At 56.0% G+C, this 15,227-nt stretch carries 13 protein-coding genes and 2 tRNA genes; 13 read left to right on the top strand and 2 right to left on the bottom strand.

Going from position 1 to position 15,227, the window contains the following annotated elements; all coding sequences use genetic code 11:
* Nucleotides 1-59: 59 nt before the first annotated feature.
* Together IM295_RS13210 and IM295_RS13205 are read left to right on the top strand one after the other, a co-directional pair.
* A tRNA-Gln gene (locus IM295_RS13210) sits at nt 60-134 on the top strand.
* Nucleotides 135-169: 35 nt separating this feature from the next.
* Nucleotides 170-244 (top strand) — tRNA-Gln (locus IM295_RS13205).
* A gap of 108 nt (nt 245-352) precedes the next feature.
* Here IM295_RS13205 and ubiF read toward each other — a convergent pair.
* Nucleotides 353-1,528: a 3-demethoxyubiquinol 3-hydroxylase gene (gene ubiF / locus IM295_RS13200; RefSeq protein ID WP_193066801.1), complete on the bottom strand. Its 1,176-nt coding sequence runs from the start codon at nt 1,526-1,528 to the stop codon at nt 353-355.
* Nucleotides 1,529-1,663: 135 nt separating this feature from the next.
* On the opposite strand from ubiF, the gene miaB reads away from it, so the two are divergent.
* The 10 genes from miaB (at nt 1,664) to rihA (ending at nt 11,888) form a co-directional block, all read left to right on the top strand.
* Nucleotides 1,664-3,088, top strand: coding sequence for a tRNA (N6-isopentenyl adenosine(37)-C2)-methylthiotransferase MiaB (miaB, locus tag IM295_RS13195; RefSeq protein WP_028012350.1), 1,425 nt, complete (start codon nt 1,664-1,666; stop codon nt 3,086-3,088).
* A gap of 163 nt (nt 3,089-3,251) precedes the next feature.
* Nucleotides 3,252-4,298, top strand: a complete 1,047-nt coding sequence (locus IM295_RS13190; RefSeq protein WP_028012349.1) for a PhoH family protein — start codon at nt 3,252-3,254, stop codon at nt 4,296-4,298.
* The gene (gene ybeY / locus IM295_RS13185) at nt 4,295-4,762 is read left to right on the top strand and encodes an rRNA maturation RNase YbeY (protein WP_003858677.1); all 468 of its coding nucleotides are present in this window, start codon (nt 4,295-4,297) and stop codon (nt 4,760-4,762) included. The genes IM295_RS13190 and ybeY overlap by 4 nt, the downstream gene beginning before the upstream one ends.
* An 84-nt stretch (nt 4,763-4,846) precedes the next feature.
* Complete coding sequence (corC, locus tag IM295_RS13180; RefSeq protein ID WP_021242574.1) at nt 4,847-5,725, top strand: CNNM family magnesium/cobalt transport protein CorC; 879 nt, start codon at nt 4,847-4,849, stop codon at nt 5,723-5,725.
* Between the two features lie 5 nt (nt 5,726-5,730).
* Nucleotides 5,731-7,269 carry an apolipoprotein N-acyltransferase gene (lnt, locus tag IM295_RS13175; RefSeq protein WP_045630864.1) on the top strand — a complete coding sequence of 513 codons (1,539 nt, stop codon included), beginning with the start codon at nt 5,731-5,733 and terminating at the stop codon, nt 7,267-7,269.
* A gap of 355 nt (nt 7,270-7,624) precedes the next feature.
* Nucleotides 7,625-8,530, top strand: coding sequence for an amino acid ABC transporter substrate-binding protein (locus IM295_RS13170; protein WP_014831086.1), 906 nt, complete (start codon nt 7,625-7,627; stop codon nt 8,528-8,530).
* A gap of 156 nt (nt 8,531-8,686) precedes the next feature.
* Nucleotides 8,687-9,427 (top strand): amino acid ABC transporter permease, encoded by a 741-nt coding sequence (locus IM295_RS13165; protein WP_028012347.1) that lies wholly within the window; start codon nt 8,687-8,689, stop codon nt 9,425-9,427.
* A complete protein-coding gene (gene gltK, locus IM295_RS13160; protein ID WP_028012346.1) occupies nt 9,427-10,101 on the top strand; it encodes a glutamate/aspartate ABC transporter permease GltK in 675 nt (224 codons plus the stop codon). Before IM295_RS13165 ends, gltK begins: the two co-directional genes overlap by 1 nt.
* Nucleotides 10,101-10,826 carry an amino acid ABC transporter ATP-binding protein gene (locus IM295_RS13155; RefSeq protein ID WP_014883001.1) on the top strand — a complete coding sequence of 242 codons (726 nt, stop codon included), beginning with the start codon at nt 10,101-10,103 and terminating at the stop codon, nt 10,824-10,826. The genes gltK and IM295_RS13155 overlap by 1 nt, the downstream gene beginning before the upstream one ends.
* Nucleotides 10,827-10,946: 120 nt before the next feature.
* Nucleotides 10,947-11,888, top strand: coding sequence for a pyrimidine-specific ribonucleoside hydrolase RihA (gene rihA, locus IM295_RS13150; protein ID WP_193066800.1), 942 nt, complete (start codon nt 10,947-10,949; stop codon nt 11,886-11,888).
* Between the two features lie 54 nt (nt 11,889-11,942).
* Here rihA and IM295_RS13145 read toward each other — a convergent pair whose 3' ends face one another.
* Nucleotides 11,943-12,425 (bottom strand): zinc ribbon-containing protein, encoded by a 483-nt coding sequence (locus tag IM295_RS13145; RefSeq protein ID WP_028012343.1) that lies wholly within the window; start codon nt 12,423-12,425, stop codon nt 11,943-11,945.
* Between the two features lie 216 nt (nt 12,426-12,641).
* Between IM295_RS13145 and leuS the strand changes: the two genes are divergently transcribed.
* The gene (gene leuS / locus IM295_RS13140) at nt 12,642-15,224 is read left to right on the top strand and encodes a leucine--tRNA ligase (RefSeq protein ID WP_048338851.1); all 2,583 of its coding nucleotides are present in this window, start codon (nt 12,642-12,644) and stop codon (nt 15,222-15,224) included.
* Nucleotides 15,225-15,227: the final 3 nt, after the last annotated feature.

The raw sequence follows: 15,227 nt of genomic DNA, 5'->3' as shown, positions 1-15,227 counted from the left end.
GAATCCCGTCGTAGCCACCAAATTAAGATTATCGATTTGTTTCGGTAATAAAAAATTGTTGGGGTATCGCCAAGCGGTAAGGCACCGGATTCTGATTCCGGCATTCCGAGGTTCGAATCCTCGTACCCCAGCCAATTTAAAAGTCGTTAAGCAGTCTGTTTAACGCAATTGGGGTGTCGCCAAGCGGTAAGGCTCTGGTTTCTGATACCAGCATTCCGGGGTTCGAATCCCTGCACCCCAGCCACTTAAAACAAACAAGCCCGCTCTGCGGGCTTTTTTGTTTTTGTTGCTCAGAATAGTGCGGCCTGATGCCCTCACCCTACCCCTCTCCCACGGGGAGAGGGAATTAAGATTAGAGTCCGAGGGCGTATTTCAGCGCCTGACGCTTCAGCCCACCGGCACGCTCTGCCGCCATTAAGCCAATGTTACGCAGAATGCGCACCGGGGCCAGATCATTGCTGAAACCGGCATAGAACAGATCCATCCCTGACTGCATGATGAAGTTATCCGCCATACGGCGCGTCTGGTAGCGCTTCAGTACCTGATGGCTGGCCCAGGCTTCCGCGTGAGCGCGTGCGTTGCCCAGCACGTCCAGTAACGCATCGACGTCACGGTATCCAAGATTGACTCCCTGCCCCGCCAGCGGGTGGATGGTGTGTGCCGCATCGCCCACCAGCGCCAGCCCTTCTCGGGCATACTGTAAAGCATGACGGCGCGTGAGCGGGAATGCACCTGCGGTGACTGGCGTCACGTTGCCAAGGCGGCTCGGGAAGTGAAGCAGGATCTCGCGCTGCAGCTGCTCCATCGACAGCCCCTGCAGCTGGCGAATGCGCGCCGGTTTGTCGTACCACACCAGCGAAGCCCAGTTATCAAACAGCGGCAAGAATGCATGCGGGCCGTTCGGCGTAAAGTGCTGCCAGGTGCTTTCGCCCGGCGCATTCTCACACTGAACGGTGATTAACATGCAGGATTGCTGATATTGCCAGGCATGAACCCCAATACCCGCCATCTCCCTGACCTGCGAGTTAGCGCCATCGGCCCCGACGACCAGCTTCACGGCCAGTTCATCGCCGCTGTCGAGCGTCAGCAAATAGCCGCTTTCATGAGGATGCAGTGCCTTAAGTGACGCAGGCATACGCAGCGTCACCTTCGGATGTGCCTCCAGCGCCTGCCAGAGCGCCAGCTGGAGCACGTTGTTTTCCACCATATAGCCCAGGCGCGGCAGCTTCAGCTCGGCGGCGTCAAACGACACGTGGGCATTTTCCCACTCCCAGGTTTCAAGGCGGCTGTAAGGGTGTGCGCGCATCGCCTGCACCGCCTCCCAGACGCCCAGGCCGCGCAGCAGATCGACGGACGCTGCGCTGATGGCGGAAATGCGCACGTCCGGTTTGCTGGCGGGATCGAATGCCGGGGGAGCCGCCTGTTCAATAACGGTTACATCAAATCCCTGCTGCGCCAGCCCCAGCGCCAGCGCGCCGCCGACCATACCGCCGCCGACAACGGCAACTTCGGTGTGTTGGAGTATCATGGTCAATTTTCCTTATTGGAGAATCCCTTAAGTTTACCGGATTTTTGCGGTCCTGAGACACACAACCTTCATACTGGTCACAACCCCACCAAAGCATTACAATACGCGGCTTGCAATCCTGAGCTGAGCAAGTCGATGACTAAAAAACTCCATATAAAAACCTGGGGCTGTCAGATGAACGAATACGATTCATCCAAGATGGCCGATCTGCTGGATACCACCCACGGATACCAGCTGACTGAAAATGCGAAAGAAGCCGATGTGCTGCTGCTGAACACCTGTTCAATTCGTGAAAAAGCGCAGGAAAAAGTCTTTCATGTGTTAGGCCGCTGGAAGCTTCTCAAACGGAAAAATCCGGACCTGATCATTGGCGTCGGTGGCTGCGTCGCCTCGCAGGAAGGTAAGCTGATCCGTCAGAGAGCCCCGTATGTGGATATCGTCTTTGGTCCTCAGACCCTGCACCGCCTGCCGGAGATGATCAATCAGGTTCGCGGTAACCGTAGCCCGGTCGTTGACGTCAGCTTCCCGGAGATCGAGAAATTTGACCGTCTGCCAGAGCCGCGCGCCGATGGCCCGACCGCCTTCGTCTCGATCATGGAAGGCTGCAACAAATACTGTACCTACTGCGTGGTGCCTTACACCCGCGGTGAAGAGGTCAGCCGCCCGGCGGACGACATTCTGTTTGAAATTGCTCAGCTTGCCGCGCAGGGCGTTCGCGAAGTGAACCTGCTGGGCCAGAACGTTAACGCCTGGCGCGGCGAGAACTACGACGGCACCACCGGCAGCTTTGCCGAACTGCTGCGCCTGGTGGCCGCGATTGACGGCATCGACCGTATTCGTTTTACCACCAGCCATCCGATGGAGTTTACCGACGACATTATTGACGTCTATCGCGATACGCCAGAGCTGGTGAGCTTCCTGCACCTGCCTATTCAGTGCGGATCTGACCGCGTGCTGAACCTGATGGGCCGCCCGCATACGGTGCTGGAGTACAAATCCACCATCCGCAAGCTGCGCGAAGCGCGCCCGGATATCCAGATTAGCTCTGACTTTATCGTCGGTTTCCCTGGCGAAACCGCTGATGACTTCGAGCGCACCATGAAGCTCATCGGTGAAGTGAACTTTGACGTCAGCTACAGCTTCATCTTCTCAGCGCGTCCTGGCACGCCTGCGGCCGACATGGTTGACGACGTGCCGGAAGAAGAGAAAAAGCAGCGTCTGTATATTCTTCAGGAACGCATCAACCAGCAGGCCAACGCCTGGAGCCGCCGCATGCTCGGCACCGTCCAGCGCATTCTGGTGGAAGGCACCTCCCGCAAGAGCATCATGGAGCTGTCCGGTCGTACCGAGAACAACCGCGTGGTGAACTTCGAAGGCACCCCGGACATGATTGGTAAATTTGTGGACGTCGAAATTGTCGAAGTGCTGACCAACTCGCTGCGCGCGAAGGTGGTACGCACCGAGGACGAAATGGGCCTGCGTATTGCCGAGTCACCGGAATCCGTTATTTCTCGTACCCGCAAAGAAAACGATTCTGGCGTTGGGATTTACCAGCCTTGATCCTTCAGGCCTGCCTCTTCGGCAGGCCTTGTATTTCCTCTCATCACCCCCAATATCTACCGCAACGCTTGCGCCTTTATTCTGTGGCGTGAATAATTTCGGTAATGACCGTTCTATTGCGCCGTGTGGCAGCGGGTCAGTTAACCAATTAAAGAGGAACAGTTTGAACATAGATACGCGTGAAATTAGCCTTGAGCCCGCAGACAACGCTCGCCTGCTGAGCCTGTGCGGGCCGTTTGATGACAACATCAAACAACTGGAGCGACGTCTGGGTATCGAAATCAATCGTCGCGATAACCATTTCAAACTCACCGGACGCCCTATCTGCGTCAACGCGGCAGCAGATATTCTGCGCAGCCTGTATGTCGATACCGCCCCGATGCGCGGCGAAATTCAGGATATCGAGCCGGAACAGATCCACCTCGCCATTAAAGAGGCGCGCGTGCTTGAGCAGAGCGCGGAAAGCGTGCCGGACTACGGCAAGGCGATCAATATCAAGACCAAGCGTGGCGTCATCAAGCCGCGTACGCCGAACCAGGCGCAGTACATCGCCAATATTCTTGACCATGACATCACCTTCGGCGTGGGTCCCGCGGGTACAGGTAAAACCTATCTGGCGGTTGCCGCTGCGGTGGATGCGCTGGAGCGTCAGGAGATCCGTCGTATCCTGCTGACCCGTCCTGCCGTTGAAGCGGGTGAAAAACTCGGCTTCCTGCCCGGCGATCTGAGCCAGAAGGTCGACCCTTACCTGCGCCCGCTGTACGACGCGCTGTTCGAGATGCTCGGCTTCGAGAAAGTGGAGAAGCTAATCGAACGTAACGTGATCGAAGTGGCCCCGCTCGCCTACATGCGCGGCCGCACGCTCAACGATGCGTTCATCATTCTCGATGAAAGCCAGAACACCACCATCGAACAGATGAAAATGTTCCTGACGCGTATCGGCTTCAACTCGAAAGCGGTGATCACCGGTGACGTCACCCAGATCGACCTGCCGCGCAGCACTAAATCAGGCCTGCGCCACGCCATTGAGGTGCTGTCAGAGGTAGACGAAATTAGCTTTAACTTCTTCCACAGTGAAGACGTCGTTCGCCACCCGGTGGTCGCGCGCATCGTTAACGCCTATGAAGCCTGGGAAGAGGCGGATCAAAAACGCAGGGCCGAACAGGCCGCGGAACGTAAGCGCGAAGCGCAGGAGCAAGAACAGAAATGAGTCAGGTGATCCTCGATTTACAGCTGGCATGTGAAGACAATTCCGGCATGCCAGAAGAGGCACAGTTTCAGAAATGGCTGGATGCGGTAATCCCCCAGTTTCAGGAAGAATCAGAAGTCACGATTCGCCTGGTGGATGAAGCGGAAAGCCATGAGCTTAACCTGACCTACCGCGGGAAAGATAAGCCAACCAACGTGCTCTCTTTCCCGTTCGAAGCGCCGCCGGGTATTGAGATGCCGCTGCTGGGCGATCTGATCATCTGCCGTCAGGTGGTTGAGCAGGAAGCCAAAGAGCAGCAGAAACCGCTGGAAGCCCACTGGGCGCATATGGTGGTACACGGCAGCCTGCACCTGCTGGGCTACGACCACATTGAAGATGACGAAGCGGAAGAGATGGAGTCCCTTGAGACAGAGATAATGCTTGCTCTGGGCTATGAGGATCCGTACATTGCCGAGAAAGAATAGTCAGTTACTGACTACCATGCCGCCGCGCAGGGACATAGCGCGGCGGTTAACATTGAACTAACAAGAGAACCCTTAACAAACGCCATGAGCGACGACAATTCACACAGTAGCGACACGACAACCAGTAAAAAGGGATTTTTCTCCCTCATTCTGAACCAGCTTTTCCACGGCGAGCCGAAAAACCGTGATGAACTGCTGGAGCTGATTCGTGATTCCGGGCAGAACGACCTTATCGACGAAGATACGCGCGAAATGCTCGAAGGGGTCATGGACATTGCCGACCAGCGCGTCCGCGACATCATGATCCCCCGCTCGCAGATGATCACCCTGAAACGTAACCAGACGCTGGACGAGTGCCTCGATGTGATCATCGAATCCGCCCACTCGCGTTTCCCGGTCATCAGCGAAGATAAAGATCACATCGAAGGGATTTTGATGGCCAAAGATCTGCTGCCGTTTATGCGCAGCGATGCCGAAGCCTTCAGCATGGAAAAAGTGTTACGCCAGGCCGTGGTCGTGCCGGAAAGTAAACGTGTGGATCGAATGCTGAAAGAGTTTCGCTCTCAGCGTTACCACATGGCGATTGTTATTGATGAATTCGGCGGTGTCTCAGGTCTTGTCACGATCGAAGATATTCTTGAGCTGATCGTGGGCGAAATCGAAGACGAGTACGACGAAGAAGAAGATATCGACTTCCGTCAGCTTAGCCGACACACCTGGACCGTGCGCGCGCTGGCCTCGATTGAAGATTTCAACGACGCCTTCGGTACCCACTTCAGCGATGAAGAGGTCGATACCATTGGCGGGCTGGTGATGCAGGCCTTTGGCCATCTTCCGGCGCGCGGTGAGACCGTTGACATCGACGGTTACCAGTTCAAAGTGGCAATGGCCGACAGCCGACGTATTATACAGGTTCACGTCAGAACGCCGGACGATTCACCGGTGCCAAAACTGGAAGATTAATGTAAATGGCATTTGCCCCATTGCTTGAACGCCAGCGCGTCCGTTTGCTGCTGGCGCTGTTACTCGGAGCCAGCGGTACGCTGGCTTTTTCTCCTTACGATATCTGGCCCGCGGCCATTCTCTCCCTGATGGGGCTTCAGGGGTTAACCCTGAATCGTCGTCCGGTACAGGCCGCTGCGATCGGCTACTTCTGGGGGCTGGGGCTATTTGGCTCCGGCATTAACTGGGTCTACGTCAGCATCGCACAGTTTGGCGGGATGCCGGGGCCGGTTAACGTCTTCCTGGTCGTCCTGCTCGCCGCCTATCTCTCGCTCTATACCGGTCTGTTCGCCGGGATTCTCTCTCGCCTGTGGCCTAAAACCACCTGGCTGCGTGTCGCCATTGCCGCGCCGGTGGTCTGGCAGATTACCGAGTTCCTCCGCGGCTGGGTGCTGACCGGCTTCCCGTGGCTGCAGTTCGGCTACAGCCAGATTGACGGCCCGTTGAAAGGTCTGGCACCGGTAATGGGCGTTGAAGCCATTAACTTCCTGCTGATGGTGGTGAGCGGCCTGCTGGTACTGGCGCTGGTCACGCGCGGCTGGAAGCCGCTGGCTGTGGCGCTGGTGCTGTTCGCTCTGCCCTTCCCGCTGCGCTACATCCAGTGGTTCACGCCCGAGCCCGAGCGCGCCATGCAGGTTTCCATGGTGCAGGGGAATATCCCGCAGTCCATGAAGTGGGACGAAAAAGAGCTGCTGAACACGCTGAAGATCTACGCCAACGCCACCGAAGAGGTGATGGGCAAATCGCAGCTGATTATCTGGCCAGAATCCGCTATTCCCGATCTGGAAATTAACCAGCAGCCGTTCCTCAACATGATGAACGATCTGCTGGTGGCGCGCGGCAGCACCCTGATTACCGGCATTGTTGATGCGCGACTGAATCAGCAGAACCGCTACGACACCTACAACACCATTATTACGCTCGGCAAAGACAGCGAATATAGCTACCACTCCACCGACCGGTACAACAAGAACCACCTCGTGCCGTTCGGTGAATTTGTGCCGCTGGAGTCTATTTTGCGTCCACTGGCACCGTTCTTTGACCTGCCGATGTCCTCCTTCAGCCGCGGTCCGTACGTTCAGCCCCAGCTTCACGCGCACGGTCTGGCCCTGACGGCCGCCATCTGCTACGAAATCATCCTCGGCGAGCAGGTGCGCGATAACTTCCGCCCGGACACCGACTATCTGCTGACCATCTCCAATGATGCGTGGTTCGGTAAATCAATCGGCCCGTGGCAGCACTTCCAGATGGCACGCATGCGTTCTCTGGAGCTGGCGCGTCCGCTGCTGCGTAGCACCAATAACGGCATCACCGCCGTGATTGGCCCGCAGGGCGAAATCCAGGCCATGATCCCGCAGTTCACCCGTGAAGTGCTGACAACCAAAGTCACGCCAACCACGGGCCTGACGCCGTATGCCCGCACCGGCAACTGGCCGCTGTGGATCCTGACCGCGCTGTTCGGCTTTGGCGCCGTGCTGATGAGCCTGCGTCAGCGTCATAAATAATCTTGCCTTCTGATGCCGGGTGGCGGCTGCGCCTTACCCGGCAATTTCCTCCCAATCTTCAATTCTGGCACGCCTGTTGCTTTATTTATTCACGTAAACGCTGACTGGCTTAACGTGCAACCTTGTCGCACCAGTGTAGATCGTCGCTAGCACCGAAACGGTGCAACGGGAGATTATTGCCTCTGAATGGTGCGGCGCGCTTCGCAAAAATAAACAATAACGCAGCAAAATCTTTACATTAAGCCAGACTAAATGTTAACAAGCTTGCATAACACTGCACTCGCATTGCGCGAGATATAACAACATCACAATGGGTATCTATGCGTCACTGGCGCTGATAAGAAAGGAGTTGGGTATGCAATTACGTAAACTGGCCACAGCAATGCTGGTTATGGGAATGTCCGCAGGCGTGGTTCACGCTGAAGACGCTCCGGCAGCAGGCAGCACTCTCGACAAGATTGCCAAAAACGGCGTCATCGTGGTCGGCCACCGTGAATCTTCCGTCCCGTTCTCTTACTACGACAACACGCAAAAAGTCGTGGGCTATTCACAGGATTACTCCAACGCTATCGTTGAAGCTGTGAAGAAAAAGCTGAACAAACCTGACCTGCAGGTGAAGCTGATCCCAATCACTTCACAGAACCGTATTCCACTGCTGCAAAACGGCACCTTTGACTTCGAGTGTGGTTCCACCACCAACAACCTCGAGCGTCAAAAACAGGCGGCCTTCTCTGACACCATCTTTGTCGTGGGCACCCGTCTGCTGACCAAGAAGGGCGGCGCAATCAAAGATTTTGCGGACCTGAAAGGCAAGGCGGTCGTTGTGACCTCCGGTACCACTTCTGAAGTCCTGCTGCACAAGCTGAACGACGAGAAGAAAATGGATATGCGCATCATCAGCGCGAAAGACCATGGCGACTCCTTCCGTACGCTGGAAAGCGGTCGTGCCGTCGCGTTTATGATGGATGACGCCCTGCTGGCGGGCGAACGTGCGAAGGCGAAGAAACCAGACAACTGGGATATCGTCGGTACCGCGCAGTCCAAAGAAGCCTACGGCTGTATGCTGCGTAAAGACGATCCGCAGTTCAAAAAGCTGATCGATGACACTATCGCCCAGGTGCAGACCTCCGGCGAAGCGGAAAAATGGTTCGACAAGTGGTTTAAGAACCCGATTCCACCAAAAAATCTCAATATGAACTTTGAACTGTCTGACGACATGAAAGCGCTGTTCAAATCTCCAAATGACAAGGCTCTTAACTAATTAGAACAACAGGGGCGGGATCTCCTGCCCTCTCGATTGTCGGGAAGCATGGACAGACATATACGCTGAGTGGTCGTTCCCCACTCAGCGCGAAAAAAGAGCTTCTCACCAATCTTCGAGGGTAGCGCTGCTACCCTCTTTTTTCTGGAGTTTATTATGTCAATAGACTGGAACTGGGGCATCTTCCTGCAACAAGCCCCGTTCGGCAACACCACCTATCTTGGCTGGCTGTGGAGCGGCTTTCAGGTTACCGTGGCATTATCGATAACGGCGTGGATCATCGCGTTTCTTGTCGGTTCGCTGTTCGGTATTCTGCGCACCGTCCCTAACCGTTTTCTTTCAACAATTGGCACACTGTATGTGGAACTGTTCCGTAACGTTCCGCTCATCGTGCAGTTCTTTACCTGGTATCTGGTCATCCCGGAACTGCTGCCGGAAAATATTGGCATGTGGTTCAAGTCGGAGCTGGATCCGAACGTGCAGTTCTTTGTCTCCTCCATGATGTGTCTGGGGCTGTTTACCGCTGCGCGCGTTTGCGAGCAGGTGCGAGCCGCCATTCAGTCATTGCCACGCGGACAAAAAAATGCGGGCCTGGCGATGGGCCTGACCCTGCCACAAACCTACCGCTACGTGCTGCTGCCTAACGCCTACCGCGTTATCGTTCCACCGATGACCTCTGAGATGATGAACCTGGTGAAAAACTCGGCCATCGCCTCAACCATCGGCCTGGTGGATATGGCTGCACAGGCGGGCAAGCTGCTGGATTACTCCGCTCACGCGTGGGAATCCTTCACCGCGATCACGCTCGCGTATGTTCTGATTAACGCTTTCATCATGCTGGTGATGAACCTGGTTGAACGCAAAGTACGCCTGCCGGGCAATCTGGGAGGCAAATAATGTACGAATTTGACTGGAGTTCTATTGTTCCATCCATGCCTTACCTGCTCGATGGCCTGGTGATTACCCTAAAGATCACCGCGATCGCTATCGTCGTGGGTATCGTCTGGGGCACCCTGCTGGCCGTCATGCGCCTGTCGAGCTTTAAGCCGCTCGCCTGGTTTGCGACTGCCTACGTTAACGTCTTCCGCTCCATCCCGCTGGTGATGGTGCTGCTGTGGTTTTACCTGATTGTTCCAGGCTTCTTACAGAATGTGCTGGGACTGTCGCCGAAAACCGACATCCGCCTGATCTCTGCGATGGTGGCGTTCTCGATGTTTGAGGCCGCTTACTATTCAGAGATTATCCGTGCGGGTATCCAGAGTATCTCCCGTGGGCAGTCCAGCGCCGCGCTGGCGCTGGGAATGACGCACTGGCAGTCCATGCAGCTCATCATTCTGCCTCAGGCGTTTCGCGCCATGGTTCCGCTCCTGCTGACCCAAGGTATCGTGCTGTTCCAGGATACCTCTCTGGTTTACGTTCTGAGTCTGGCGGACTTCTTCCGTACCGCGTCGACCATAGGTGAACGTGATGGTACGCAGGTCGAGATGGTACTCTTCGCGGGTGCGGTCTATTTTGTGATTAGTTTAAGCGCGTCGCTGTTGGTCAGCTGGCTGAAGAAAAGGACGGTATAATGATTTCCCTGAAAAATGTTTCTAAATGGTATGGGCACTTTCAGGTGCTGACCGACTGCTCCACCGAAGTCAAAAAAGGCGATGTGGTGGTGGTGTGCGGGCCGTCCGGTTCCGGTAAGTCTACGCTGATCAAAACGGTTAATGGTCTGGAGCCTGTGCAGCAGGGCGAAATTGTTGTTAACGGCACGAAAGTGAACGACAAGAAAACCAACCTGGCCCAGCTTCGCTCTCACGTCGGCATGGTGTTCCAGCATTTTGAGCTGTTCCCTCATCTGTCCATTATTGAGAACCTGACGCTGGCTCAGGTCAAAGTGCTCAAGCGTGATAAAAAAGCGTCGCGCGAAAAGGGGCTCAAGCTTCTGGAACGCGTGGGGCTTTCTGCACATGCCGATAAGTTCCCGGCACAGCTTTCCGGCGGCCAGCAGCAGCGTGTGGCGATTGCGCGCGCGCTGTGCATGGATCCGGTGGCGATGCTGTTCGATGAGCCCACGTCAGCGCTCGATCCTGAAATGATCAACGAAGTGCTGGACGTGATGGTCGAGCTGGCGCACGAAGGGATGACCATGATGGTGGTGACGCACGAAATGGGCTTCGCCCGTAAAGTGGCCAACCGCGTGATCTTCATGGACGAAGGGAAAATTGTCGAAGACTCACCGAAAGAAGAGTTCTTCGCCAATCCGAAATCCGAACGCGCCAAAGATTTCCTCGCGAAAATTCTGCACTAATCTTCTCGGTGCGCAATCTGCGGATTGCGCACTGCTTCACGCTTTAGATCTCTTTTTCTATTCGGCGTCACATCGCAGCGTTAACCTTGTCACAAAATAATGCTAAGAATGGAGAACGCTATGGCACACCCTATAATTCTCGACTGCGATCCGGGTCATGATGACGCGATCGCGCTCGTCCTCGCGCTTGCCTCACCTGAACTGGACGTGAAAGCGGTCACCTCGTCCGCCGGAAATCAGACGCCGGACAAAACCCTGCGCAACGTTTTACGAATGCTGACGCTGCTGAAACGCACCGATATTCCTGTCGCAGGCGGCGCCGTTAAGCCGCTGATGCGCGAGCTGATCATTGCCGACAACGTTCACGGTGAAAGCGGGCTGGATGGCCCGGCGCTGCCGGAGCCGGGCTTTGCACCGCAAAACTGCACCGCCGTGGAGCTGATGGCGAAGGTGCTGCGTGAAAGTGCAAAACCCGTCACCCTGGTGGCGACCGGCCCCCAGACTAACGTTGCGCTCCTGCTGAACAGCCATCCTGAACTGCACAGCAACATCGCCCGTATCGTCATCATGGGCGGATCAATGGGGCTGGGGAACTGGACGCCTGCGGCCGAATTCAACATCTTTGTTGATCCGGAGGCTGCGGAGATCGTCTTCCAGTCGGGCCTGCCGATTGTGATGGCGGGGCTGGACGTGACGCATCGGGCACAGATTATGGCAGACGATATTGAGCGCTTCCGCGCCGTGGGCAACCCGGTTGCGACAACCGTAGCCGAGCTGCTCGACTTCTTTATGGAGTATCACAAAGCCGAGAAATGGGGCTTTCACGGCGCGCCGCTGCATGACCCGTGCACCATCGCCTGGCTGCTGAAGCCTGAAATGTTTACCACGGTGGACAGATGGGTTGGCGTGGAGACACAGGGGAAATATACCCAGGGGATGACGGTGGTGGATTACTATTCGCTGACGGGGAATAAACCGAATACGACGCTGATGGTGGATATCGACCGGGAGGCGTTTGTGGATATGCTGGCGGAAAGACTTGCTTACTATTGTGCGGCCTGATGCCCTCACCCTGGCCCTCTCCCGGTGGGAGAGGGAACTAAACTGCGCTTTTACTTATGGCTCAAACGGGCGACGCTGGAACTGATCGTGCCCGCACTTCGGGCACAGCGGCAACACATCCGGCGTATATACCGCAATATGGTGATGGCACTTCTCGCACACCAGATTCCCCAGCCCCACCACTTCACCGCTCTGGTACACGCCGTGATGATTTAAATCCTGGAACACCTCGCGCCACTCCAGCTGGGTTTTATCGGTAATATCCGCCAGCTCCTGCCACAGGCTCTCTTTGATCACCCGCATAAAGACGCTGTCGGCGATCTCATCCTGGCTCTCTTCGTAGCTGCGCGCGAACTCTTCCAGATCGCGGCGTACGGCGCGCGTCACCTCTTCCACTTCGGTTCGCGTTAACTCACCCGTTTGCGTCACCCGTTCACGCGCCTGTTCGACCAGCGCGTCAATATCGCGCTCGCCGTTACGCAGCCGTTCCGTCAGTGTCGCCACCAGTTCGCGGTAAAATTGAGCAACCTTGTTCATCATTTTGCCTCCCGGGTAAGTAACTATTTCTAATAATAGACCTTATTTCGCCGCCGCTTTGTCAGGTGAAGCACAGACCCGGTAAATTCCTGCAAAGTGCAATTGCGCGAAAGGCTGTTTTGACGCGGGCGTTTGGGCTATGCTATGCGGATCTGAATTACCACATCCATTGGCTACATTTTTGTAGCTGTATTGAACACAGGACCACTGGCTGCCATGCAAGAGCAATACCGCCCGGAAGAGATAGAATCAAAAGTCCAGCAACACTGGGACGAGAAGCGCACCTTTGAAGTAACCGAAGACGAGAGCAAAGAGAAGTATTACTGCCTGTCGATGCTTCCCTATCCTTCTGGTCGACTACACATGGGCCACGTGCGTAACTACACCATCGGTGATGTGATCGCCCGTTACCAGCGCATGCTGGGCAAAAACGTTCTGCAGCCAATCGGCTGGGATGCGTTCGGCCTGCCTGCAGAAGGCGCAGCGGTAAAAAACAATACCGCTCCGGCACCGTGGACGTACGACAACATCGCGTACATGAAAAACCAGCTCAAAATGCTGGGCTTCGGCTATGACTGGAGCCGCGAGCTGGCGACCTGTACCCCGGAATACTACCGCTGGGAGCAGAAGTTCTTCACCGAGCTGTACAAAAAAGGCCTGGTGTACAAAAAGACCTCTGCCGTTAACTGGTGCCCGAATGACCAGACCGTTCTGGCGAACGAGCAGGTTATCGACGGCTGCTGCTGGCGCTGCGACACCAAAGTTGAGCGTAAAGAGATCCCGCAGTGGTTTATCAAAATCACCGCTTACGCTGACGAACTGCTGAACGATCTGGATACACTGGATCACTGGCCTGACACCGTTAAGACCATGCAGCGCAACTGGATCGGCCGTTCCGAAGGCGTGGAAATTACCTTCAACGTTGAGAACTACGACCAGACCCTGACCGTCTACACCACCCGTCCGGACACCTTCATGGGTGCGACCTATCTGGCCGTGGCCGCAGGTCACCCGCTGGCGCAGAAAGCGGCAGAGAACAACCCGGAACTAGCGACCTTCATCGACGAATGCCGCAACACGAAAGTGGCCGAAGCCGACATGGCGACGATGGAGAAAAAAGGCGTTGCGACGGGCTTCTATGCTAAGCACCCGCTGACGGGCGAAGCGATCCCGGTCTGGGCAGCAAACTTCGTTCTGATGGAGTACGGTACAGGTGCTGTCATGGCCGTTCCGGGCCACGATCAGCGCGACTACGAGTTTGCCACCAAATACAACCTGCCGATTAAAGCCGTTATTCTGGCCGCCGATGGTTCTGAACCTGACCTGTCCGAGCAGGCGTTGACCGAAAAAGGCACCCTCTTCAACTCCGGTGAGTTCAGCGGCCTCAGCTTCGAAGAGGGCTTCAACGCCATCGCCGATAAGCTGGCCTCACTGGGCGTGGGCGAGCGTAAAGTGAACTTCCGTCTGCGCGACTGGGGCGTCTCCCGTCAGCGTTACTGGGGTGCGCCAATTCCAATGGTGACCCTGGAAGACGGCACCGTCATGCCAACGCCTGAAGATCAGCTGCCCGTGATCCTGCCGGAAGACGTGGTTATGGACGGCATCACCAGCCCGATCAAAGCCGATCCTGAGTGGGCCAAAACCACCGTCAACGGCCAGCCTGCGCTGCGTGAAACCGACACCTTCGATACCTTTATGGAGTCCTCCTGGTACTACGCGCGCTACACCTGCCCGCAGTACAAAGAAGGCATGCTGGATTCTGACGCCGCCAACTACTGGCTGCCGGTAGATATCTATATTGGTGGTATCGAACACGCCATCATGCACCTGCTCTACTTCCGCTTTTTCCATAAGCTGATGCGCGATGCCGGCATGGTGAACTCTGACGAGCCCGCTAAACAGCTGCTGTGCCAGGGTATGGTGCTGGCAGACGCCTTCTACTACGTTGGCGCGAACGGAGAGCGTAACTGGGTTTCTCCGGTTGATGCGATCGTTGAGCGCGACGAGAAAGGCCGTATCGTGAAGGCGACAGACGCTGAAGGCCATGAACTGGTTTATACCGGCATGAGCAAGATGTCCAAGTCTAAAAACAACGGTATCGACCCGCAGGTGATGGTTGAGCGTTACGGCGCGGACACCGTACGTCTGTTCATGATGTTTGCTTCTCCGGCTGATATGACCCTTGAGTGGCAGGAATCCGGCGTAGAAGGCGCGAACCGCTTCCTGAAACGCGTCTGGAAGCTGGTGTACGAACATACCGCACAGGGTGATGCTCCGGCACTGAACGCCGCTGCGCTGAGCGAAGATCAGCAGGCGCTGCGTCGTGATGTTCATAAAACGATCGCGAAAGTGACCGATGATATTGGTCGTCGTCAGACCTTCAATACCGCAATTGCGGCTATTATGGAACTGATGAACAAGCTGGCGAAAGCCCCGCAGGACGGCGAGCAGGATCGTGCCATCATGCGTGAAGCGCTGCTGGCCGTGGTTCGCATGCTTAACCCGTTCACGCCACACGTCAGCTTCACCCTGTGGCAGGAGCTGAAAGGCGAAGGCGATATCGACAACGCGCCGTGGCCGGTGGCTGACGAAGCAGCGATGGTGGAAAACACCACGCTGGTGGTGGTCCAGGTCAACGGCAAAGTCCGTGGTAAAATTACCGTGGCGGTCGATGCAACTGAAGATCAGGTTCGCGAGCGCGCGGGCCAGGAACCTCTGGTTGCGAAATATCTTGAGGGCGTTACCTTACGTAAAGCGATCTACGTACCGGGTAAACTGCTCAATCTGGTCGTTGGCTAAGCG

The sequence above is a fragment of the Enterobacter cloacae complex sp. P14RS genome (genome assembly GCF_014895895.1).
GTDB lineage: Bacteria > Pseudomonadota > Gammaproteobacteria > Enterobacterales > Enterobacteriaceae > Enterobacter > Enterobacter bugandensis.
The sequence above is the reverse complement of the archived record's forward strand: the minus strand, read 5'-3'. Positions and strand labels throughout refer to the sequence as shown.